This is a genomic window from Corallococcus sp. CA053C (assembly GCF_003611675.1).
GTDB lineage: Bacteria > Myxococcota > Myxococcia > Myxococcales > Myxococcaceae > Corallococcus.
Window position 1 is genome coordinate 1 of sequence record NZ_RAWA01000129.1, and the last position, 21741, is coordinate 21741.

Here is a 21741-nt window from a genome sequence, read left to right on the forward strand (position 1 = left end):
GCCCGTGGTGGCTCCCCGGGCGGAGCTCCCGCCGCCGTCGGTTCCCCCCGTGTCGGTGCCGCGCCCGGAGCGCACGGTGCTGACGGTGGGCGAGCTGACGCGCCAGCTGAAGCAGACGGTGGAGTCGCGCTTCCCGCGCGTCCTGGTGCGCGGCGAGGTGTCCAGCTTCCGGGGCGCCAACGCGCGCGGCCACTGGTACTTCACGCTCAAGGACGCGGACGCCTCCATCGACGCCAAGGTCTGGGCGTCCATGGCGGGGCGGATCCGCTTCGCGCTGCGCGACGGCATGGAGGTCCTGGCCGAGGGCAGCGTGGACCTGTACGAGCCGCAGGGCCGCTACAGCCTCATCGTCTCCCGGCTGGAGCCGGTGGGCGAGGGCGCGATGGCGCTCGCATTTGAGCAGCTCAAGCAGCGACTGGCGGCCGAGGGGCTCATCGGCGACCGGCGCGTGCGGCCGCCCCGGCCCGTGCCGTTCCTGCCCCGGCGCATCGGCGTCGTCACCAGCCGCACGGGCGCGGCGCTCCAGGACTTCCTGCGCGTGCTGCACTCGCGCAACCCCCGGCTGGGCGTGCTCCTGGCGGACGCGCGCGTGCAGGGGGAGGGCGCGGCGGAGGACGTGGCGCGGGCCATCGAGCGGCTTGGGCGCACCGACGTGGACGTCATCGTCGTGACGCGCGGCGGTGGCTCCGTGGAGGACCTCTGGACGTTCAACGAGGAGCGGGTGGCGCGCGCCATCTTCGCCTCGCCCGTGCCGGTGGTGTCCGCCATCGGCCATGAGATCGACTTCACCATCGCGGACTTCGTCGCGGACCTGCGCGCGGCCACGCCCAGCGCCGCGGCGGAGCGACTGTCGCCGGTGCTCGCGGACCTGGAATTGACGCTGGCCACGCACTCCGGACGGCTGCGCCGGGCGATGGAGCGGCGGGTGCTGGAGCTGCGCGAGTATCAGGGCCAGCTCGCCGCGCGGCTTGCGGATCCGCGCCGCGCGGTGAACCAGCAGCGCCTGCACCTGTCCGAACAGGTGGAGGCGATGATGCGCATGCTGCGGCCCCAGGTGCGTGAGCACCGCGAGCGGCTGCGCGCGCTCCAAGAGCGGCTGCAGCGGGCGCGGCCCCAGACGCGGCTGGGGGAACAGCGCTCGCACCTGCTCAAGCTGGCCATGCGGTTGTCGGAGGCGGCGCGCGCGGGCGTCTCCAAGCGGCGGGGCGCGCTGGCGGACGGGCGGCTGGGCCTGGAGCGGGCCTCGCCCACGGCGCGGGTCGCGGCCGAGCGGGCGCGGCTGGCGGCGGCACGGTCGCGGCTGCTCGAACTGCAGCGGGGGGCGCTGGCCTCCTCGCAGACGCATTTCGGACGCCTGGGGGGACGGCTGGACGCCCTGAGCCCGCTGAAGGTGATGTCGCGCGGCTACGCGGTGACGTTCCGGCAGAAGGACGGCGTCGTGGTGCGCTCCACCGCGGATGTGGTGGTGGGCGACGTTCTGGGCATCAAGCTCGCGGCCCACGGGGCGAAGACGCTGGGCGGATGTGAAGAAATCGAAGCCACGGTCACGGGCCTGAAAGGGCCGGTGGACTGCTAGCGGGCCACCCTCTACATTCCGCGCCCCGCTCGGGGAGGTGGATGGCCGTGGCGAAGTCCGAAAAAAAGGTGGAGGCCGCCCCCGAGCAGTACGGGGACGTGGTGACGCGTCTGGAGCAGACGGTGGCGCGGCTGGAGAGCGGCGACCTGTCGCTGGAGGAGTCGCTCAAGGCGTTCGAGGAGGGCATCCGGCTCGTGCGTCGGGGCGAGAAGCTCCTCACGGAGGCCGAGCAGCGCATCGAACAGCTGCTCGTGGACGAGGAAGGCCAGGAGTTCGTCGCGCCGCTGGCGGTCGCGGCCCGGCCTGCTCCCCAGGCTGCCCCCCGAGCGACCGGCACGGCCAAACCACCACCGGAGGACGACGTCCCGTTCTAGTTGGCAGGGGAAGGGTGGAGGACGGGAATGTCGAAGCCGAAGATCACCATTGTCGATGACGACCGTGACACGCGCGAGCTGCTCGCCGAGGCCCTGGGCTCAGAGGGGTTCGACGTGACGTCCGCGGCGAACGGGCTGCGGCTCGTCGCATCGCTCGAATTGCACCGGCCGCACGCCATCCTCCTGGACGTGAACATGTCCTGGATCAACGGCTTCGAGCTGTGTCAGGCCGTGAAGCAGAACAAGCAGTTCCGGGACATCCCCATCATCTTCATCAGCGGGCGGGGAGACCCGGAGGACAAGCGGCGCGGCCTGGAGGTCGGCGCCGCGGACTACTTCGTGAAGCCGCTGGACCTGGACGTGCTCGTGCAGCGCATCCGCCAACTCATCCCCAACGACGTGGCGCAGGAGCCCTGAAGCCGATGGCCGTCTTTGAACTGGACCCCTTCATGCGCTCGCGTCAGGCCCGCGTGGAGGCGCTGCTGCGCGAGCGCGCGGACCGGCTGGCCCCCGCGGGCACGCCCCCCCGGTTGGCGGAGGCCATGCGCTACTCGCTGCTCGCGGGCGGCAAGCGGCTGCGCCCCGTGCTCTGCCTCGCCTTCGCGGACGCGGTCGCCCGTGCGAGCACCGACTCCGCCGTGGTCGCGGATGCCGCGTGCGCGGTGGAGTACGTGCACACGTATTCGCTGGTGCACGACGACCTGCCCTGCCTGGACAACGACGACCTGCGCCGGGGCAAGCCCACGAACCACAAGGTCTTCGGCGAGCCGCTGGCGCTGCTGGCCGGGGACGGGCTGCTCACGGAGGCCTTCACGGTGCTGGCCTCCGGGCCGGAGCCGGTGCGCGGCCTGCTGTGCGCGGAGCTGGCGCGCGCGGCGGGCGCGGCGGGCATGGTGGGCGGACAGGTGCTGGACATCGCGCAGGACCGGGCCGCGACGCTGGACTACCTGCTCCGGCTGCACCGGATGAAGACGGGCGCGCTCATCCGCGCGGCGTGTCGCATGGGCGTGCTGGCGGCGGGCGGTGACGTGGCGGCGCTCGGGAGCGCGGAGGCGTACGGCGACGCGGTGGGGCTGGCCTTTCAAATCGCGGACGACGTGCTGGACGTGACGGCGAGCGCGGAGCAGCTGGGCAAGCCGGTGGGCGCGGACGCGGAGGCCGGGCGCCACACGTTCCCGGCGGTGGTGGGGCTGGAGGAGTCGCGGCGCATGGCCCGGGACCTGGTGGCGCGGGCGGAAGCCGCGGTGCGTCCGCTGGAGGGTGGCGACGGCCCGCTGGCGGCCCTGGCCCGCTACTCGGTGGAGCGGACGTCCTGATGCCGGACGTGCTGTCCGGGGTGACGTCTCCCGCGGAGCTGCGCGCGCTGCCCGAGGACGCGCTGCCCGGCCTGTGCACGGCGTTGCGCGAGGCCATCATCACCCTGTGCGGCCGGGTGGGCGGACACCTGGGCGCGTCGCTGGGCGCGGTGGAACTCGTGGTGGCCCTGCACCGCGTCTTCCACACGCCGCAGGACGCGCTCCTCTTCGACGTGGGGCACCAGGCGTACGCGCACAAGCTGATCACCGGTCGGCGGGAGCGCATGCACACGCTGCGGCAGGCGGGCGGCATCGCCCCGTTCCTGGATCCGCGTGAGAGCCCGCACGACGCGCTGGCCGCGGGCCATGCGTGCACGGCCATCTCCGCGGCGCTGGGCATGCTCGCGGGCCGGCGGCAGCTGGGCCACCGGGGCCACGTGGTGGCGGTGGTGGGCGACGGCGCGCTCACGGGCGGCCTGAGCTTCGAGGGCCTCAACAACGCGGGGGGCAGCCACCTGCCGCTGGTGGTGCTGGTCAACGACAACCAGATGTCCATCAGCGCCAACGTGGGCGCCATCCCCGCGCTGCTGCGCACCCGCAACGCGCGCGCCTTCTTCGAGTCGCTGGGCTTCACCTACCTGGGCCCGGTGGACGGGCACGACCTGGGCGCGCTCACCCAGGCCCTGCGCGAGGCGAAGGCGTCGGGGCGTCCGGTGGTGGTGCACGCGCTGACGAAGAAGGGACGCGGGTTTCCTCCCGCTGAAGCCGACGAGCAGACGCGCGGCCACGCGATGGGCCCGTACGAGTGGCGCGACGGCAAGCTCGTGCGCTCGCGCGGCGGGCTGCCCACGTTCAGCGAGGCCTTCGCGGCGGTGCTGGGCGAGGCCCTCGAGCGGGATCCGCGCGTGGTGGCGGTGACGCCCGCGATGCTGGAGGGCTCCGCGCTCACCGGCCTCAAGGCGCGCTTCCCGGACCGCGTGCACGACGTGGGCATCGCGGAACAGCACGCGGTTACCTTCTGCGCGGGGCTGGCCGCGGCGGGTGCCCGGCCGGTGTGCGTCGTCTACTCCACCTTCCTGCAGCGCGCGTACGACCAGGTGGTCCACGACGTGTGCCTGCCGGGCCTGCCCGTCGTGTTCGCGTTGGACCGCGCGGGCCTCGTGGGCGCGGACGGGGCCACGCACCAGGGCGCCTACGACGTGTCCTTCCTGCGCCCCCTGCCGGGCCTGACGCAGTGGGCGCCGGTGGTGGGCGAGGACCTGGCGCCGCTGCTCACCACCGCGCTCCAGGCGCCGGGCCCGTCCGTGCTGCGCTTCCCGCGCGGCACGCTGCCGGCCCTGCCGCCGGAGCTGGTGACGGGGGACGCCCCGGTGTCGGGCGCACGCTGGCTGAAGCGCGCGGCGAAGCCCCGGCTGACGCTGGTGACGCTGGGCCCGCTGGGGCTCGCGGCGCTGGAGGCCGTGCGGGACGAGCCGGACTGGAGCGTGCTGGATGCGCGCCGGGCGTGGCCGCTGGACGAAGCGGCGCTGCTGGAGGCCGCGGCGGGCGGGCACGTGGTGGTGGCCGAGGAGGGCACCACGCGGGGCGGGCTGGGCAGCGCGGTGCTGGAGCTGTACGCGGCCTCGGGCGTCTCTCCCCGGGTGAAGCTGCTGGGCATGCCGGACGTGTTCCTTCCGCACGGGGACGCGCGCGTGCAGCGCACCCAGCTGGGACTGGACGCGGCGGGCCTGCGGCGTGCGGGCCGGGCGCTGCTCGGAGAGGAGGCCCGGTGAAGTCGAAGAAGGAGCGACTGGACGTGCTGGTGGTGGAGCGCGGGCTCGCCGAGTCGCGCACCAAGGCCCAGGCGCTCATCCTCGCCGGACAGGTGGTGGTGGGCGACCAGCGCGTGGACAAGCCCGGCGCGCAGGTGCTGGTGGAGTCCGAGCTGCGCCTCAAGGGCGAGGTGCTGCCGTACGTGTCGCGCGGCGGCCTCAAGCTCAAGGCGGCGATGGACCGCTTCGGCCTGGACGTGACGGGCCGCGTGGGCGCGGACATTGGCGCGAGCACTGGCGGCTTCACCGACTGCCTGCTCCAGCACGGCGCGGTGCGGGTGCACGCCATCGACGTGGGCTACGGCCAGCTCCACGAGAAGCTGCGCACGGATCCGCGCGTGCGCTCGCGCGAGCGGGTGAACGCGCGCTACCTCACGGAAGAGGACCTGCCGGAGAAGGTGGGCGTGGTCGTCATCGACGTGAGCTTCATCTCGCTCACCCAGGTGCTGCCGTCGGTGCTGACGTTCCTGTCGCCCGGGGGCCTGCTGGTGGCGCTGGTGAAGCCCCAGTTCGAGGTGGGCCCGGACCGGGTGGGCAAGGGCGGCGTGGTGAGGGATCCGGCCGCGCGGCAGGACGCCATCGACACCGTGACGGCGTTCGTGCGCGCGCAGGGACTCACCGTGCGCGGGGTGATGGACTCGCCCGTGCCCGGGCCCGCCGGCAACGTGGAAGCGCTCCTCGTCGCCGACCGGCCCTGACGGTTCCCGCTGTTACGGGAGGACCTTGCGGTAGTCAGACAGGGGCAGGGCCTGGACCAGGTCATTGCCGATCCGCATCCACAGGCGGTTGTCGTTGTCCACGGAGCACGACAGGCTGCTGGAGATCTCGTAGCGGAACAGCTCGCCCTTCTCGGCGGAGTCCACCGCGACGATCTCCAGGGGCAGGGCGCCGTCCCTCGCCGGGCCGTTGAGCAGGTAGAACTCGGAGCTGGTGGCGCGGCCGAGCTGCACCTGGATGACCCGCAGGGTGCCGGACGCATCCACCGACTTGCCGTCCTTGTTGGCGATGGCGCCCGTCTCCGCGTTCAGGAACCACACGCGCTGCGCGCCGATCGCCGCCACGCGCGACCCCGCCGCGTACGGGAGGATGAACTGGAGCGGCACGGGCAGGTTGCCGCTGGTCCACTTGAGCGCGGGGCCCTCGCAGCCGTCCATGTCCACCCGGCAGGCCTGGACGCGCGACTGGTTGCTGCCGAAGGGGAAGCCCAGGTAGAGGATCGAGCCGTCCGGGCTGAACGACGCGAGCGGCGGCGAGGAGAAATTGCCGTTGTAGTTCAGGATGACGCGCTCGCTCACGGGGTCCTTGATTTCGCCGGCGGCGTCGAAGCCCAGCCGAGCGACGACGATCTGCAGCACGGTCGCGGTGGAGACGTCCGGCTGCCTCACGAAGGCCACCAGCACGTCGGAGCCCTTCTTGAGGGGCGGCGCGACGAGCGGCCAGGGCGAGGCGAAGTTCCACTCCGTGGCGCCGTTGTTGGACGTGTGCTTCAGCCGGGACACGTTGTTGTTCTCATCCGCGATGATCGCGTCGCCGTTCTCCGTGACGGACAGGTTGGCCAGCGAGTACGTCGACTTCGTCCGGCCGCTGATCGTGAAGTCGCTCTTCACCGCGATCGCGCCCACGCCCGGCGTCCAGACCCAGCGCTTGTCGGTGGACGGGTTCACGTCGGTGTAGACGGTGAAGGGGCTGCACGGCAGGCCCATCTCCACGCTCTTCAGGAGCTGGCCCTTGGCATCCACGCGGAACAGCGTGCCGATGCCCGTGGTGGGGTTGCCGCACCCGATGAAGTTCACGCCCGCGCCGCCGCCCTCGGCGATGAAGAAGTCCGTCACCACCTGGCCGTTCGGGTCCGGATCCCTCACCAGCTTCGTCACCGGCATGAAGGTGGCCGCCGCGGGCTGCGACACGTTGGTGCGGCCGTCCGAACAGGTCGCCTTGGCGTTGAGCGCCAGATCCGCTGCGATTCCCTTCGTGTACTTGAGCTCGTTCGCCGCGATCTCGAAGTCCATCGAGCCGCTGGTGTAGGGCACCGTCTTGATGAACGTCTCCCGATCGTTGATGGCCACCTGCGATACGGCATCGCAGCCGGACACGATGACCCGGATCTTCAGGGTGGGCGCGGCCGCGTTGGGCTCGGGGACGGTCAGGGTCACCTGCGGCGGATCCGGCGTGGGCGGCGGCTTCGGATCGCCACAAGCGGTGAGGACGGAGACAGTGAGCGTGGCCACCAGGGCCCGCTGCGCGAGCAGGCGCGAAAGAGCGGAGTGCATGGTTTCGCACTCTACCCCCTCCCCGGGGAAGCGGGCGCCCCCTGGGCCCGTCCAGGGACCGTTGCGACCAGGGCTCCCGCGCGATTCCTGATCGCGAAGCCTCCGGGAGGGCTTCCCAAGGGCCTCCAGGACGGCCTGCCTCCTGGCTCCCAACGCCCGCCCACCAGACTTCCAGGCAGGCACAATCCAACGGTATGGGAAGAAAGTCACAGCCCTGGTGTTCTCGCGGAGGTTCCCACCTCACTCCCCCGAGGGAAGACGGACCCGGATCCTCCAGGTCACCGGTTCGTCACGCGCGCACGGAATCCCGGGCGTGAACGTCGGGCCGGGGTATACGTCGCGCCCCTTCTCTCACCCTCTCATTCGGAGAGGCCCGTCCATCTGCTGGCCCGAAGTCGGGTTAGACGGCATGATCCAGAATCGACCATGACCCCTTACGCACCCAACGGGTATTCGCAGTGCAGTTCCCTGTCCGGGCGGGGCGGAGGCGTGCCGTGAGGATCGAAATGCTGGCCGAGCAGCGGGGACGGGTGCTGGTGCTGGCGGCGAAGGCCGCGGGCGACGCGTTGGTGGAGCGGCTGACGGCGAGCGGCTACCAGTGCGCAGCCACGGAGCGGGAGAGCGGGCTGGAGGCGATGGTGGATCAGCTCCAGCCGGAAGTCGTCCTCCTGTCGGTGACGGCCAAGCGGGCGGCCGAGCTGCTGGAGACGGTCCGCAAGGTGGACAAGCTCAACCGGCTGCCGGTGCTGGTGGATCAGGGCCGGGCCCGGTCCGCGGAGGCGTTCAAGCGGCTGGCGGTGGACGACTTCGTGCGCGGCGCGGATGAACTGGTGCCCCGGCTGGAGTCGGCCCTGCGCGCCTGGCGCTTCAAGGAGCGCGAGGAGCGCATCCGGCTGCGCATGGGGATGCTGCTGGAGATCACCCAGGCGGCGACGAGCTCCCTGGAGCTGGAGGAGATCCTCCGCATCGCGGTGGAGAAGGTGGGCCAGGTCACCGGCACGGACCGCTGCTCGGTGGTGCTGGTGGAGGGCAGCCACGCGCGCACGGCCACGGTCGTCGCGACGCAGGAGGACCCCAGCCTCGTCCAACTGGACATCGAGGTGGCGCGCTACCCGGAGCTGCGGCGCGCGCTGGAGACGCGCCAGCCGGTGTTGATTGAGGAGGCGCAGCGCGATCCGCTGATGGCGGAGGTGCGCACGTCGCTGCTGCCGCAGGGCGTGAAGTCCATCCTGGTGCAGCCGCTCATCTGCCAGGACGACCTCTTGGGCGCGCTCTTCCTGCGCGTGTCGCGGGGGGATGCGTCCATCGGGCGCGACGAGCAGGAGTTCGCGCAGGCGGTGGCGGGCGTGCTCGCCAACTCCATCCGCAACGCGCGCCTGCACACGGCGGTGAAGAAGAAGCGCGAGGACATGGAGCTGGCGTACGTGGAGCGCTACCGCGAGCTCAACGACGCGAACCGCCGCCTGAAGGAATTGAACCGCCTGAAGGACGAGATCATCGCGGTGTGCAGCCACGACCTGCGCGCGCCGCTCCAGGTGCTGCTGGGCCACGGCCGGCTGCTGCTCGAAGGTCCGCTGGAGACCCAGCAGAAGCAGTCCGCGGAGGCGATGATCCGCCAGGGCCGGAAGATCCTCACCTTGGTCGAGTCCCTGCTGGAGAAGGGCAAGGGCGAGGCAGCCCGGTTGTCCATCGAGCCCCGGGTGCTGGACGTGGCGCAGCTGTGCCGCGATGCCGTGGGGGAGCTGGAGATCCTCGCCGCGGAGAAGACCGTGTCGCTGCGCTCCGAGTGCCCGGACAGCCTGATGCTGATTGGCGACGAGGTGAAGCTGCACGAGGTGCTGCAGAACCTCATCAGCAACGCCATCCAGCACGCGAGCGAGACCGAGGGCGAGGTGGTGGTGCGCACGCAGCGGCTGTCGCGGCCGGACGGCGACGCGGTGCGGGTGATGGTGAGCGACAACGGCGTGGGCATCCCGCCGGACGAGCTGCACCTCGTGTTTGATCGCTACCGCCACGGGCCCAAGGGCACGGGGCTGGGGCTGGCCATCTGCAAGGAGTTCGTGGAGCTGCACGGCGGGGAGATCTGGGCGGAGAGCCCGGCCGACGGCGGCTGCACCTTCGTCTTCACGCTGCCCCTGGCCCAGGAGGCCGCGCGCAACCCCCGGCCCCAGCCGGTGGCCGGCGCCGCGCCCGAGCAGCCGCGCGTGCTGGTGGTGGAGGACGAGCCGGAGATCGCCGCGGTGCTGTCGGAGGTGCTGCGCTCGAAGTACCGCGTGGAGGTGGCGCGCGACGGCGCGGAGGGCCTGGCGAAGGCCCGGGCGTCGCGGCCGGACCTGGTGGTGATGGACGTCTTCCTGCCCAAACTGGACGGGTTGGACGCGGCCATGGCGCTCAAGTCCTCGTCGGACACGGCGCACATCCCCGTCATCCTGCTGTCCGCCCACCAGGGCGTGGCCGACAAGGTCCGCGCGCTCAACCTGGGCGCGGTGGACTACATGGCCAAGCCCTTCAACGCGGTGGAGCTGCTCAACCGCACCGAGCGGGCCCTCAAGCTGCGCCAGGGGGAGAAGGAGCAGCAGGACAAGTCGTCCTCGCTCCAGAAGCGCACCGGCAGCGACCCCGCCACGGGGCTGCACGACCGGCGCGGCCTGCTCCTGAGGCTGGAGCAGGAGGTGGCCCGGAGCCGGCGCTACCACCGCTCGCTCACGCTGGCGGTGCTCCGCCCGGACCGTTCGCTGGAGGCGCTGCCCTCCAACATGGCGGACGTGATGCGCAAGCGCGTGCGTCACCCGGACGCCATCGCCCACCTGGGGCAGGGCGTCTTCGCGGTGGTGCTGCCCGAGTGCAACGCGGACGCCGCGCGCACGGTCATCAACCGCCTGATGCCGGACGTGGAGAAGGTGACCTCCATCGAGTACCGCGCCGCCCTGGCGGACGTCAGCCAGGACAGCGACCCGGTGGAGAAGCTGCTGGAGAAGCTGGGCGCGCCGCCGCCCGAGATCCTCTAGCCCTGGAGCGCCCCCCTTAAGGAAAATGGGGGCGCTCCGCGCTACACTCGGCTCCCGCGTGCTCCCGCTCCTCACCCGTGCCTCCGTGCTGTGCCTCGCCCTGGCCACCGGAGGCGCGGACGCTGCCTCCACCTCACGCAAGGCCCCGGCCGCGCACGTCGACCGCGAGGCGATGCGAGAGGCCATGGACTCCGCGGCCCACGACGACCCCGCCGCGTCGTCCGCCAGCTACGCTCACTTCCTCCAGTCCCGCCTGCTGCACCTGGAGGGCAACCACCGGGGCGCGGTGGACGAGCTGCGCCTCGCGCTGGCCACCGACGACGGCAACCCGCAGCTGCTCACCCAACTGGGCGAGGAGTACGCGCGCCTGGGGGACCTGGAGCGCGCCGAGCGCGAGCTGCGCCGGGCGGTGGAGAAGGCCCCCACGTACTACCCCGCCCACGTGCTCCTGGGCCGGGTGCTGATGGAGTCCGGCAACCTCGCGCGCGCCCGCCAGCACCTGCGCCGCGCGGTGGCGCTGCGCCCGCGCGACCCGGAGGCCTACCTGGTGCTGTCGCAGCTGCACCTGGACGCGAAGGCGCCGGACGAAGCCGTGAAGGTGGTGGAGGCGCTCGCGCACGCGCTGCCCGGCGAGGCCTCCGGCTACCGGCGGCTGGGGCTCGCGCTGGCGGAGCGCGGCGACGCGGCCCGCGCCGAGCGACTGCTCACGAAGGCCGCCGAGCGCGACCCGGGTGACGTGGAGGTGTGGTCCACGCTGGCCCGACTGCACGAGGAGGCGGGGAAGGCGAAGGAGGCGGAGGACGCGCTGGCGCACGCGCTGGAGGCGGATCCGGACAGCCGGGAGGTGCTGCTGTCGGCGGGCCGGGCCGCGCTCAAGGGCGGCTCGGTGACGCGGGCCCGGGCGTACTTCGACCGGCTCCTGTCGCTGTCCTCGTCGCCGGAGCTCGCGGTACGCGTGGCCTTCAGCTACCTCGCCGCGAACCAGTCCGCCGCCGCGGAGGCCGTGCTGGAGGCCGCGCGGAAGGACAACCCGGGCGAACCCCGGCTGGCGTACTACGCGGGCCTCGTCGCGGAGCGGATGCGCCGCTTCTCCACCGCCGCCGTCGCCTTCGCGGACGTGTCCCCGGACGCGGAGGTGTTCCCGGACGCCCGCGTGCGGCAGGCCCGGTGCCTGTCGCTGTCGGGCGACCACACGCGCGCGCTGGTGCTCTACCGCGCCGCCGTGAAGGAGACGCCGGCCGACCTGGAGCTGCGTGTCGCCTACGCCCGGGCGCTGGAGCGCGGCGGCTCGCCCGCGAAGGCGGAAGCCGTGCTGCGCGAGGCCCTGGGAGGGGAGGGCGCGGCGATGGCGTACGAGGCGCTCGCCGCGCTGCTGGAGCGGCAGGGGCGCGCTGGGGAGGCGCTCACCCTGCTTCGCGACGCCGTGGCCCGCTCGCCGAAGGATCAGGACCTGCTCTTCTCCCTGGGCGCCGCGCTGGAGCGCCAGGGCGACGTGACGGGCGCGCTGGCGCGCATGCGGACGGTGCTGATGGTGGCGCCGGACCACGCGGCGGCGATGAACTTCATCGGCTACCTGCTGGCCCAGCACGGCCGGGACCTGGACGAGGCGGAGCGGCTGGTGCGACGCGCGCTGGCCCTCCGGCCCGACAGCGCGGCCTTCGTGGACTCACTGGGGTGGGTGTACTTCCAGCGCGGCGAGGCCCGGAAGGCGGTGGAGCTGCTGGAGCGCGCGGTGGACCTGTCCCCGGACGAGCCCGCCATCCTGGAGCACCTGGGGGACGCCTACCTCAAGGCCGCCCGCGCCGCGGAGGCCGCCGCGTCCTGGAAGCGCGCGCTGGAGGTCCTCACCCTGGAGCCGGAGGCCGCCGAACCGGCCGGCCAGCGCACGGCCCTGGAGCGCAAGTTGAAGGCGCTACCCTCGCCCGCGGCGGGCCGCTAAGGTCCCATCACCCATGGCCCGCCACGACGAAGGCTTCTTCACCGGCAAGGACAACACCCGCCTGTTCTGGACGCTGGACCTGCCAGACTCGGGCACGCCCCGCGCGCACGTCGCCGTCGTCCACGGCTACGGCGACCACATCGGTCGCTACCGGCCCGTCATCGACGCGCTGGTGCAGGACGGCTTCGCGGTGCACGGCTTCGACTACCGGGGCCACGGCCGCGCCGACGGGCGCCGGGCCTACGCCAACAAGTGGACCGACTTCCTGGAGGACCTGGACGGCTTCTGGCAGCGCGTGCGCAGCGCCGCCGGCACCCAGAAGATCTTCCTCCTCGCCCACAGTCACGGCGGCCTGATGGCGGTGCACGCCCTGGCCAAGGGGATGGAGGGCCTGTCCGGGGCCATCCTCTCCGCGCCCTACCTCAAGCTGGCCATCACCCCTCCAGCGGTGAAGGTCTTCGCCGCCCGCATGGTGGGCTCCGTGGTGCCGTGGCTGTCCGTCAGCTCCGGCCTTACCCCGGACATGCTCACCACCGACACGGAGCAGCAGAAGGCGGTCGGCGAGGACCCGCTCTACGTGCCCTTCGCCACGCCGCGCTGGTTCGTGGAGTCCACGCTGGCGCAGGCCGAGGCGCTGCTCCTGGCGCCGAAGATTCAAGTGCCGCTGTTCGTGCTGTGCGGGCAGGAGGACGGGGTGGCGCTGCCGGCGGCGGCGCGAGGCTTCTTCGAAGCAGCGGGGACGGCGGACAAGAAGTTCAAGGAGTACCCCGGCATGCGGCACGAACCGCTCAACGAGCGGGAGCGCTCCACGGTGTTCCAGGACATCTCCGGCTGGATCTCCGCGCATCTCTGACATAATCAGTCCGCCCCGCTCCGGATGGGAGCAGGCGCTGGCGAGGATCGCCTCATGGCACAGGGTGAAACGGGCATCATTGGCAAGGGCATCGTCATCAGGGGCAACCTCACGGGCGGAGGCGACCTGGTCATCGAGGGACGCGTGGAGGGGCAGATCGCCCTGAAGAACCACCTGACCATCGAAGGGACCGGCCGCGTGCAGGCGGACATCCGCGCCGAGGAGCTGACCATCAACGGTGAGGCGAGCGGCAACATCGATGCCTCCACGCGCGTGGCCATCAATGCCTCCGCGAAGGTGGCGGGCGACATCAAGGCGCCGCGCGTCGTCATCGAAGACGGGGCCGTGTTCAACGGCTCCATCGAGATGGACGTGAAGTTGCCGGACGACATCTAGCATCCACCGGGGTTCGTCCCACGAGCCCCCCCAGTCGCAAGCTTCGAGAAGGCGGACAACACTCATGGCGAATACGGTCATTGGTTCGAGCATCGTCATCGACGGGGAGATTTCCGGTGACGAGGTCCTGGTCATCCAGGGCACCGTGAAGGGCAAGATCTCCCTCAAGGAGAGCCTCTACGTGGAGGGCTCCGGCGTCGTCGAGGCGGACATCGAGACGCAGAACGTGGAGATCGCCGGCCGCGTGACGGGCAACATCGTCGCCAGCGACAAGGTGGAGCTGAAGACGGACTGCCGCGTCGTGGGCGACATCAAGGCCCCGCGCATCCTCATCGCCGACGGTGCCTCCTTCAAGGGCAACGTCGACATGGACATGAAGGAGCGCTGATCCGTGGCCACCGCCAAGGAGCTCGCAGGCAATACCGTCGACAACACCGTGGTGGGGCCGTCCATCCTCATCAGCGGTCGTCTCACGGGTGACGAGGACCTCACGGTCCGCGGGCGCGTCGAGGGCGAGCTGACCCTCAGCCGCACCCTCATCGTGGAGCCGTCGGGCGTGGTGAAGGCCAACGTGGCGGTGAAGAACGCCATCGTCAGCGGCGTGGTGGTGGGCAACATCAACGCCACCGAGAGCGTGGAGCTCACCCACGAGGGCCGCATGGTGGGCGACATCCGCGCCCCCCGCGTCATCATCGTGGACGGCGCCAGCTTCCGCGGCCGCGTGGACATGGGCGACGTGGAGCCGGGCCGGCTGCCGGCCGAGCGCCCCGCCGTGAACCGTCCGCAGGCCACCACGCGCCCCACGGTGCGTCCGGGCGCCACGCCGCCCCGGCCTCCGACGCCGTCCGCCGCGCCTCCGCGCGCCGCCACGCCGCCCGCGCCGCCGCCGCCTCCCGCGCGCACCGCGCCCGCCCCGACGGGGCCGGCCACCGTGGTGTCGCGTCCGGCCAGCAAGCCGCTGCCGCCGCCGCCTCCCGCCGCGCCCGCATTCACCCCGCGCGCGGCCGAGCCGCCGCGTCCGGCGGCCACTGACCAGGCGAGCAGTGCGTCCGCGCCCGTGCCCCGCGTGGTGGCCGCTGGCGCGAAGAAGAAGGTCGTGGTGAAGAAGTCCCGCTAGAGCCCGCCCACCGCGCCGTCGTTTCCGGCGGCGCGGGGGTGGAACAACCGGGGGTGCCACCATGGACGCCGAGCACAGGGCCGAGGGACAGGAAGGAATGTCAGGCACACCTGGGGAGAACGCGACGCCGTCCCAGCAGGAGGGCGCGTCCGACGCGGCCTCGCCGGAGCACGGCGAGGGCGCGGCAGGGACCTCGCACGCGCAGGGCGCGGGTGGGGAAGTCATTTCCGAAGGCGCCTCTCAGGCGGGAGCGGGTGGCGAGGCCGTGAGTGGAGCGCAGGTGGATGCGACCGGGCAGGGTGACGCGGCCGACCGCCCGGTGAATGCCGGCGTGGATCAGGCCGAAGCAGGTGGAGCGCACCCGGGCAGCGGTGCCGGTGAAGCGCCCGGGTCCGTGGAAGGCTTCGCTGCTGCGAAGAGCGCCGCGGAGTCCGAAGAAGACGCGGGTTCGTCGAAGCGCGCCGCGGAGTCCGGCGAGGGCGCTGCCTCCCCGAAGGACGCCGCGGAGTCCGATGAGGGCGCGGGCTCGTCGAAGCGCGCTGCGGAGTCTGGCGAGGGCGCCGCTGGGTCCGAGGAAGGCGCGGGCTCGTTGAAGAGCGCCGTGGCGACCGAAGACGACGCTGCCTCCCCGAAGGACGCTGCGGAGCACGGAGAAGGCGCGGTGTCCCCCACGGACGCCCAGGCCTCCTCGGAGTCCACGAGCACCGGTCGCTACGTGGAGCTGTCGTCCGGCGACGACGTGCCGGGGTCTTCCGGCGCGGACAGCGACGGCGGTGGTGAAGCGAAGGACGTGCAGGACGCGCCGCGGTCCGGCCCGGTGTCGGGGGTGGACGACGCGCTCCTGAATGCCGGCATCTGGGACGTGGCGAGCCGCGCGAGCCAGGAGGACTCCGGCTCCGCGGGCCCTGACGGATCCGAAGACGCAGCGACCCCGGGCGAAGAGCCCCGCGTGGAGGCCATCGAGCCTCGCGTGATGGGACAGGTGACGGCGATGGTGTTGCCGCTGGAGCGACTGGAGGAGGACACCACCTTCCGCCTGCGGGACGAGGGCGACGTGTCCGAGCTGGCCACGGATCTGGCGCGCCTGGGGCAGCTGTTCCCGGTGGACGTGCGCCCGCGCGGCGACGAGCGCTACCAGCTCATCTGCGGCTTCCGGCGCGTGGCGGCGCTGCGCTTCCTCAAGCGCGACCACGTGCAGGTCCGCGTGCACGAGGAGCTGTCCGACGAGGACGCGCTGCTCCTGTCCCTGGCGGACGCCATCCACGCCTCGCCGGTGGAGCACGACGTGCTGGAGGCCAAGCGCGACTCGCTGGAGGCCGAAGGCCGGCTGACGGCGCCGGTGCGCGACATGCTGGAGAAGGCGCTCGCCACCGAGGAGACGCTGGCTCCGGAGGGCGTGGAGGAGGAGATCGACGCGGATGAGCTGGCGTCGGACGTCGCCCAGCGCATGGGCGCCCTCAACCAGGACCTGTCGCTGCTGGCGGACGTGTTCGCCGCGCTGGACGAGTCCCGCCGCGCGGAGCTGCTGATGCAGCTGCGCTACTCGGCGCAGCTGGTGGCGTACCTGGAGGGTCTGTAGCCATGGCGGAACCGCTCGTGCGCGACCGCGCCCGGCTCCTGGAGGTGCTCACGCAGCGCTCCTTCGAGCGCCGTCGCGTGGTCCTCTCCTCCGGCAAGGAGTCGGACTTCTACATCGACTGCAAGCGCACGGCCCTGCTCGCCGAGGGGCACTACCTCATCGGCCGGCTGCTCCTGGAGGCCATCCGGCGCGACGCTCCGTCGGCGGTGGCCGCGGGCGGGCTGACGCTCGGCGCGGATCCGCTCGCGTCGGCGGTGAGCCTCACCAGCTTCCTGGAGGGCCAGCCCCTGCACGCGTTCATCGTGCGCAAGGAGCCCAAGGGCCACGGCACCGGGCAGTGGATTGAAGGCCTGTCCGCGCTGACTGCCGGCGCGCCGGTGGCCATCGTCGAGGACGTGGTGACGACGGGTGCGTCCACGCTCAAGGCGATTGAGCGGGCGAAGCTGGAGGGCCTGACGGTGCTGGGCGCCTTCGCGCTGGTGGACCGGTTGGAGGGAGGACGCGAGGCCGTGGAGGCTGCGGGCCATCGCCTCACCACGCTGTTCACGCGCAAGGACTTCATCCCGTGAGAAGGCTGCTGGTGGCCGTGGTGCTGCTGGGGGTGCTGGGCGGTTGCGCCAACACGCCGCCCGTTGTCGGGGAGCTCGCGCCCACGCTGGATGATCCGAAGGCGGAGGCCGCCTACATGGCGGTGCTGGACCGGTACTCGGACCGCCAGGAGATCTACGACGGCTTCGACACGCGCCTCTTCGCGGGGGCCACGATCCAGACGCCCGCCTTTCGCGACGCCCGCGTCCACCGCCAGGCGCTCTTCCAGACGCTGCCCGCGGTGAAGGTGGAAGCGCTGCTCGCCGAGGAACAGGCGGAAGCGGCGAAGTTCCACGAGTTCTTCCTGGGCGTGCACGTCAACGACTTCCGCTACGACGACTTCTCCCACAAGAAGAGCATCTGGCGGATCGCGCTGGTGACGCCCGCGGGCGAGGTGACGCCCGCGGAGATCCGCCGCATCGGCCGGGTGGACCTCAACGTGCAAGCCTACTACCCGTACACCAGCCTCTTCTGGGTGGGCTACCGCGTGCGCTTCCCGCTCACCTTCACGAGCGGTGAGCCCGTCATCCCCGAGGGCACCGAGCAGGTGACGCTGCGCGTGGCCTCGTCGCTGGGGAACGCGGAGCTGAAGGTGCACGCGCGCTGAAAGCGTGGGCGGCCCGCGGCCCTCAGGTCTGCTGGCCGTCCTTCAGCCACTTCGCCGTCACCGGCATCGTGGGCCCCGCGAGCAGGCGGTCCAGGAGCGCGTCCGGCGACGGCTCCACCGCGAAGGGCAGGGCCTGCGTCTGCGGGACGAACCCGGCCTCCACCATGCGCTGCACCATCGCGAGCAGCGGCTGGAAGAAGCCCTCCACGTCCAACAGCCCCATGGGCTTTCGGTGCAGGCCCAGCTGGGCCCAGGTGACGATCTCGAACAGCTCGTCCAGGGTGCCGAAGCCGCCGGGCAGGGCGATGAAGGCGTCCGCGAGCTCGGCCATCCGCGCCTTGCGCGCGTGCATGGAGTCCACCCGGTGCAGCTGCGTCAGGCGCGGGTGGGCCAGCTCCTTTGCGTCCATGAAGTGGGGCAGCACGCCCACGGCCCTGCCACCGCCCGCGAGCACCGCGTCCGCCACCGTGCCCATCAGCCCCACGCTGGCGCCGCCGTAGACGAGCGTCAGCCCGCGCCGGGCCAGCGCGGTGCCCAGCTTCGTGGCGGCCTCGCCATACTCGGCGCGTGTGCCGGAGCGCGAGCCACAGAAGACGCAGACGCTGCGCACGTTCGCTTCGCTCATGTCAGTAGCCTCCCCGCCGCTCCGGGTGGGCGGCCACCAGCGCCACCGCCGCGGCGATGAACAGCAGCACGGGGATGGCGCGCGCGTAGAACTTCGGGCCCTGGCGCAGCGCCATGCCGCAGGGCAGACCGAAGAGGAACCCACCCAGGTGTCCCGCCCAGCTCACGCCGGGCAGCAGGCTGATGACCGCCACCTGCACCAGCCAGAAGTACAGGTCCTTGCGGCCCTGCTGCGTGGCGATGGGCAGCATCGCGCCGCCCCAGCCGAGGATCATCCCGGAGGCGCCCACCGTCTGGACGTTGAAGTTGAAGAACAGCGCGAACGCGGAGCCGCCCAGCGCGGTGACGAGCGACAGCGCCAGGAACCGGAGGCTGCCGATGCCGCGCTCCAGCGTCATGCCCATGGTGAAGACGACGGACATGTTGAAGAACAGGTGCATCGCGTTGCCGTGCTCGAACACCATGCCCAGGAGGCGCCAGTACTCGCCCGCCTGCACCGACGGGCCGAAGAGGGCCAGCGGCTTGAGGACTCCCACCACCGTCCCGTCCGGCGCCACCAGCGTCTGCCCCAGCGAGCGGCCGAGGAAGAACATCGCCACCGCGCCGGCCATCAGGCCGTAGCAGACGTAGGGGCGGGGCAGGGCGCGCTGCGGAAGCGGCGGGCCCGGGGGCGGACCGTCTCCGTCGCGATTCCGCGGCGCGGGCGCCTCCTCGTCTCCCAGGCCCGAGGGGCCCGGGAGATCATGCTGCGTGCGGCGGGGGCTGACCATGGCGGCTCACAGCTCCCGGGAGAGCACCGTGTCGCGCGTGCCCTGGTGCTCGTCGGTGTGGGGGTAGTCCAGGGTGTAGTGCAGGCCCCGGCTCTCCTTGCGACGGCTGGCGCAGTCCACGATGAGGTGCGCCACCTCCGCGATGTTGCGCAGTTCGATGACGTCGCGGGTCACCTTGAAGCGCCAGTAGTAGTCGCGGATCTCCTCGCGCAGCAGCTCCAGCCGCCGGCGCGCGCGCATCAGCCGCTTGTCCGTGCGCACGATGCCGACGTAGTTCCACATCAGGCGGCGGATCTCATCCCAGTTGTGCGTGACGACGACGCTCTCGTCGGAGTCCACCGCGCTGCCGGAGTCCCAGGCCGGCGGCTCGTCCTTGGAGTGCGACAGCGAGGCGATCTCCTCCGCCGCCACCTGCACCGCGCGGTGGCCGAACACCAGGCCCTCCAGCAGCGAATTGGACGCGAGCCGGTTGGCGCCGTGCAGGCCCGTGGAGGACACCTCTCCAATGGCGTAGAGGCCCGGCACGTTGGTGCGCCCGTGCAGGTCCGTCACCACGCCGCCGCACTGGTAGTGGGCCGCGGGCACGACGGGGATGGGCTGCACGGCCATGTCGATGTTGAAGGCCTTGCACGCGGCGTAGATGTTGGGGAAGCGCTCGGTGAGGTACGCGCGGCCCAGGTGCGTCATGTCCAGGTAGACGCTGTCATTGCCCGTGCGCTTGAGCTCCGCGTCGATGGCGCGCGCCACCACGTCGCGCGGGGCCAGCGCGCCCATGGGGTGGTAGCGCTCCATGAACGTCTGCCCGCCCTTGAGCCGCAGCTTGCCGCCCTCGCCGCGCAGGGCCTCGCTGATGAGGAAGCTCTTGGCCTCCGGGTGGAACAGGCAGGTGGGGTGGAACTGGTAGAACTCCATGTTCGCGATGCGCGCGCCCGCGCGGTACGCCATGGCCACTCCGTCGCCCGTCGCGACGTCCGGGTTGGAGGTGTAGAGGTACACCTTGCCCGCGCCGCCCGTCGCCAGCACCGTCACCTTGGCGAGGAAGCGCTCGATGGCGCCGTCCTCCAGCAGTGCGTACACGCCCACGCACCGGCTGGCGCTGGACGCGTGCGGACGCCGATCCAGGATGAGGTCGATGGCGGCGGTGTTCTGGAAGAAGGTGATGTTGGGCTGCTCGTCGCATGCGGCCAGCAGCGCGCGCTGCACCTCGCGGCCGGTGATGTCGCCCGCGTGGACGACCCGGCGGGCGGAGTGGCCGCCCTCGCGCGTGAGGTCGAACTCGCCGCCGAGGCGCCGGTCGAACTCCGCGCCCAGCGCCACCAGCTCCTTCAGGCGCGCGGGACCCTCGCGCACCGTGACCTCCACCGCGTCCCGGTGGCACAGCCCCGCGCCCGCGACGAGCGTGTCCTCGATGTGCGCGTCGAACGTGTCGGTGGGCGCGAGCACGCCCGCGATGCCACCCTGCGCGTAGGCCGTGTTGCCTTCGCCTCGCTCGCGCTTGGTGAGCACGGCGACCGTGCCATGCCGGGCCGCCTGCAGGGCGAACGACAGACCCGCCACACCACCGCCCAGGACCAGGAAATCAAACCGATGGGGCATGGCCAACAGCCTTAATGGCGGTAAGTGCTGGAAACAAGGCGTTTTCTTGAGGACTTTCCGGCCGTTGTCTAAGGTTTGGGCCGCCGACATGCGTGCCCTGACCGCCCTCCTTGCCTTGCTGGCCCTCGCCCCCGCGGTCTCCGCCGCGGAAGGCATCTACAGCTACGTCGAGAAGGACGGCACCATCGTCTACACGAACGTGCCGCCGGGGGGCTCGCGCAAGGCGCGCAAGCTGTCCGGGACCTTCACGCCCGCGCCCGCCACCAGCGCTCCCGTCCGGGGCCGCTCGCGCACGCCGCAGGAGCTGGATCCGCACATCACCACGGCGGCCCTGCGCTACCGCATCCCGTCGGCGTTGGTGCGCGCCATCATGCACACGGAGAGCAACTTCAACCCGAACGCGCTGAGCAACAAGGGCGCCAGCGGGCTGATGCAGCTCATGCCGGGCACCGCGTCGGATATGTACGTGAAGGACATCTTCGACTCGAAGGACAACATCGAGGGCGGCGTGCGCTACCTGCGCGTGCTGGCGAACATGTTCGACGGCGACATGGTGAAGATGGTCGCCGCGTACAACGCCGGTCCGGACGCCGTGAAGAAGTACGGGGGCAAGGTGCCGCCGTACACCGAGACGCAGGAGTACGTGCGCAAGGTCCTCCAGCTCTACTACCACTACAAGGAGCGCGAGCGGCTCGCCCAGGCCGAGGCCAGCAGCCGTGAGCCCACACCCGAGAATGACGACGCGCACGAAGGGGACGAAGGAGTCGTCGGGCCCCGCTGACGAGGAGTTCCTGCAGCAGCTCTACCGCGGTGGGGAGCTGCTGGGCGCCGGCAAGGTCATCGAAGCGAAGGACTTCCTGGAGCGTGCGCACCAGCTCCAGCCGCGTCACGAGAAGGCCCAGAACCTGCTGGGCCTGACGTACTTCAAGCTCGGCCACTTCGACCGCGCCGCGGACCTGTACGAGATGCTCGTGCGGGACAACCCGGTGGACCCCACGCTGCGCGTCAACCTGGGGCTCGTGTACCTCAAGACGAACGCGCTCCAGCGCGCCGCGCGCGAGTTCGAGACCGCCACCGACCTGGCCCCGGATCACAAGAAGGCCCACAACTATCTGGGCCTGACCTTCGCCCAGATGGGCGAGTACGGCCGCGCCCGCGAGCACTTCCTCCTGTCCGGCAGCGACGCCATGGCGGAGAAGATGTCGCAGTGCATGTTGTCGTTGGTGTAGTAGCCGCAGGTGCCCACCGACGCGGGCGGATAGAAGGTGAAGGGCGCGAGTCCGGCGGGAACGGGAACGTCGAGCGTGAGGTTGGTGGCCGCCCTCGTGCCGTGGTTCG

The 21741-nt window shown here is 71.8% G+C and carries 20 protein-coding genes and 1 pseudogene; 17 read left to right on the forward strand and 4 right to left on the reverse strand.

What is annotated here, in order from left to right; all coding sequences use genetic code 11:
- From xseA to D7V97_RS18645, 6 genes are all read left to right on the forward strand, one after another.
- Window positions 1–1576 (forward strand): exodeoxyribonuclease VII large subunit (xseA, locus tag D7V97_RS18620; protein WP_120611993.1); only part of this gene is annotated, 1576 nt, incomplete at its 5' end.
- Window positions 1577–1617: 41 nt separating this feature from the next.
- A complete protein-coding gene (gene xseB / locus D7V97_RS18625) occupies window positions 1618–1950 on the forward strand; it encodes an exodeoxyribonuclease VII small subunit (protein ID WP_120611994.1) in 333 nt (110 codons plus the stop codon).
- Between the two features lie 27 nt (window positions 1951–1977).
- The gene (locus tag D7V97_RS18630; RefSeq protein ID WP_120611995.1) at window positions 1978–2367 is read left to right on the forward strand and encodes a PleD family two-component system response regulator; all 390 of its coding nucleotides are present in this window, start codon (window positions 1978–1980) and stop codon (window positions 2365–2367) included.
- 5 nt (window positions 2368–2372) lie between these two features.
- Complete coding sequence (locus D7V97_RS18635) at window positions 2373–3266, forward strand: polyprenyl synthetase family protein (protein ID WP_120611996.1); 894 nt, start codon at window positions 2373–2375, stop codon at window positions 3264–3266.
- Entirely contained in the window at window positions 3266–5017 is a 1752-nt protein-coding gene (locus D7V97_RS18640) for a 1-deoxy-D-xylulose-5-phosphate synthase (RefSeq protein WP_120611997.1), read from the forward strand. The genes D7V97_RS18635 and D7V97_RS18640 overlap by 1 nt, the downstream gene beginning before the upstream one ends.
- Window positions 5014–5754, forward strand: a complete 741-nt coding sequence (locus tag D7V97_RS18645) for a TlyA family RNA methyltransferase (RefSeq protein ID WP_120611998.1) — start codon at window positions 5014–5016, stop codon at window positions 5752–5754. Before D7V97_RS18640 ends, D7V97_RS18645 begins: the two co-directional genes overlap by 4 nt.
- Before the next feature lie 12 nt (window positions 5755–5766).
- Here D7V97_RS18645 and D7V97_RS18650 read toward each other — a convergent pair whose 3' ends face one another.
- Window positions 5767–7326, reverse strand: coding sequence for a hypothetical protein (locus D7V97_RS18650; RefSeq protein WP_120611999.1), 1560 nt, complete (start codon window positions 7324–7326; stop codon window positions 5767–5769).
- 506 nt (window positions 7327–7832) lie between these two features.
- Here D7V97_RS18650 and D7V97_RS18655 point away from each other — a divergent pair.
- The 9 genes from D7V97_RS18655 (at window position 7833) to D7V97_RS18695 (ending at window position 17413) form a co-directional block, all read left to right on the forward strand.
- The gene (locus D7V97_RS18655; protein ID WP_120612000.1) at window positions 7833–10334 is read left to right on the forward strand and encodes an ATP-binding protein; all 2502 of its coding nucleotides are present in this window, start codon (window positions 7833–7835) and stop codon (window positions 10332–10334) included.
- Window positions 10335–10506: 172 nt separating this feature from the next.
- Window positions 10507–12273, forward strand: coding sequence for a tetratricopeptide repeat protein (locus D7V97_RS18660; RefSeq protein ID WP_233582957.1), 1767 nt, complete (start codon window positions 10507–10509; stop codon window positions 12271–12273).
- Between the two features lie 13 nt (window positions 12274–12286).
- Entirely contained in the window at window positions 12287–13126 is an 840-nt protein-coding gene (locus D7V97_RS18665; protein ID WP_120612002.1) for an alpha/beta hydrolase, read from the forward strand.
- Between the two features lie 54 nt (window positions 13127–13180).
- The gene (gene bacN / locus D7V97_RS18670) at window positions 13181–13522 is read left to right on the forward strand and encodes a bactofilin BacN (protein ID WP_120612003.1); all 342 of its coding nucleotides are present in this window, start codon (window positions 13181–13183) and stop codon (window positions 13520–13522) included.
- A 64-nt stretch (window positions 13523–13586) separates the two neighbouring features.
- Entirely contained in the window at window positions 13587–13910 is a 324-nt protein-coding gene (locus D7V97_RS18675; RefSeq protein ID WP_120530631.1) for a polymer-forming cytoskeletal protein, read from the forward strand.
- A gap of 3 nt (window positions 13911–13913) precedes the next feature.
- Window positions 13914–14639 carry a polymer-forming cytoskeletal protein gene (locus D7V97_RS18680; protein WP_120612004.1) on the forward strand — a complete coding sequence of 242 codons (726 nt, stop codon included), beginning with the start codon at window positions 13914–13916 and terminating at the stop codon, window positions 14637–14639.
- A gap of 97 nt (window positions 14640–14736) precedes the next feature.
- A complete protein-coding gene (locus tag D7V97_RS18685) occupies window positions 14737–16218 on the forward strand; it encodes a ParB N-terminal domain-containing protein (protein WP_233582956.1) in 1482 nt (493 codons plus the stop codon).
- Between the two features lie 2 nt (window positions 16219–16220).
- A complete protein-coding gene (gene pyrE / locus D7V97_RS18690; protein ID WP_120612006.1) occupies window positions 16221–16787 on the forward strand; it encodes an orotate phosphoribosyltransferase in 567 nt (188 codons plus the stop codon).
- Entirely contained in the window at window positions 16784–17413 is a 630-nt protein-coding gene (locus tag D7V97_RS18695) for a hypothetical protein (protein WP_120612007.1), read from the forward strand. Before pyrE ends, D7V97_RS18695 begins: the two co-directional genes overlap by 4 nt.
- Window positions 17414–17435: 22 nt before the next feature.
- Here the strand turns inward: D7V97_RS18695 and D7V97_RS18700 are convergent, their stop codons facing one another.
- From D7V97_RS18700 to nadB, 3 genes are read right to left on the reverse strand one after another with little or no spacing between them, the layout of a single operon-like run.
- Window positions 17436–18038: a TIGR00730 family Rossman fold protein gene (locus tag D7V97_RS18700; protein WP_120612008.1), complete on the reverse strand. Its 603-nt coding sequence runs from the start codon at window positions 18036–18038 to the stop codon at window positions 17436–17438.
- A 1-nt stretch (window position 18039) separates the two neighbouring features.
- Entirely contained in the window at window positions 18040–18807 is a 768-nt protein-coding gene (locus D7V97_RS18705; protein ID WP_120612009.1) for a rhomboid family intramembrane serine protease, read from the reverse strand.
- A gap of 6 nt (window positions 18808–18813) precedes the next feature.
- The gene (nadB, locus tag D7V97_RS18710) at window positions 18814–20403 is read right to left on the reverse strand and encodes an L-aspartate oxidase (RefSeq protein ID WP_120612010.1); all 1590 of its coding nucleotides are present in this window, start codon (window positions 20401–20403) and stop codon (window positions 18814–18816) included.
- A gap of 88 nt (window positions 20404–20491) precedes the next feature.
- Between nadB and D7V97_RS18715 the strand changes: the two genes are divergently transcribed.
- Both D7V97_RS18715 and D7V97_RS18720 read left to right on the forward strand, forming a co-directional pair.
- Window positions 20492–21184 (forward strand): transglycosylase SLT domain-containing protein, encoded by a 693-nt coding sequence (locus tag D7V97_RS18715; RefSeq protein WP_120612011.1) that lies wholly within the window; start codon window positions 20492–20494, stop codon window positions 21182–21184.
- Window positions 21138–21611 (forward strand): annotated as a pseudogene (locus tag D7V97_RS18720) (tetratricopeptide repeat protein); the annotation flags it as partial. The gene D7V97_RS18715 and the pseudogene D7V97_RS18720, both read left to right, overlap by 47 nt.
- Window positions 21612–21741: the final 130 nt, after the last annotated feature.

Coding starts and splice junctions, on each gene's coding strand:
- D7V97_RS18660 (WP_233582957.1), top strand. CDS start 10,507: ATGCGAGAGGCCATGGACTCCGCGGCCCACGACGACCCCGCCGCGTCG.
- D7V97_RS18685 (WP_233582956.1), top strand. CDS start 14,737: ATGTCAGGCACACCTGGGGAGAACGCGACGCCGTCCCAGCAGGAGGGC.
- D7V97_RS18675 (WP_120530631.1), top strand. CDS start 13,587: ATGGCGAATACGGTCATTGGTTCGAGCATCGTCATCGACGGGGAGATT.
- pyrE (WP_120612006.1), top strand. CDS start 16,221: ATGGCGGAACCGCTCGTGCGCGACCGCGCCCGGCTCCTGGAGGTGCTC.
- D7V97_RS18635 (WP_120611996.1), top strand. CDS start 2,373: ATGGCCGTCTTTGAACTGGACCCCTTCATGCGCTCGCGTCAGGCCCGC.
- bacN (WP_120612003.1), top strand. CDS start 13,181: ATGGCACAGGGTGAAACGGGCATCATTGGCAAGGGCATCGTCATCAGG.
- D7V97_RS18705 (WP_120612009.1), bottom strand. CDS start 18,807: ATGGTCAGCCCCCGCCGCACGCAGCATGATCTCCCGGGCCCCTCGGGC.
- D7V97_RS18655 (WP_120612000.1), top strand. CDS start 7,833: ATGCTGGCCGAGCAGCGGGGACGGGTGCTGGTGCTGGCGGCGAAGGCC.
- D7V97_RS18700 (WP_120612008.1), bottom strand. CDS start 18,038: ATGAGCGAAGCGAACGTGCGCAGCGTCTGCGTCTTCTGTGGCTCGCGC.
- D7V97_RS18640 (WP_120611997.1), top strand. CDS start 3,266: ATGCCGGACGTGCTGTCCGGGGTGACGTCTCCCGCGGAGCTGCGCGCG.
- xseB (WP_120611994.1), top strand. CDS start 1,618: ATGGCCGTGGCGAAGTCCGAAAAAAAGGTGGAGGCCGCCCCCGAGCAG.
- D7V97_RS18650 (WP_120611999.1), bottom strand. CDS start 7,326: ATGCACTCCGCTCTTTCGCGCCTGCTCGCGCAGCGGGCCCTGGTGGCC.
- nadB (WP_120612010.1), bottom strand. CDS start 20,403: ATGCCCCATCGGTTTGATTTCCTGGTCCTGGGCGGTGGTGTGGCGGGT.
- D7V97_RS18715 (WP_120612011.1), top strand. CDS start 20,492: ATGCGTGCCCTGACCGCCCTCCTTGCCTTGCTGGCCCTCGCCCCCGCG.
- D7V97_RS18630 (WP_120611995.1), top strand. CDS start 1,978: ATGTCGAAGCCGAAGATCACCATTGTCGATGACGACCGTGACACGCGC.
- D7V97_RS18665 (WP_120612002.1), top strand. CDS start 12,287: ATGGCCCGCCACGACGAAGGCTTCTTCACCGGCAAGGACAACACCCGC.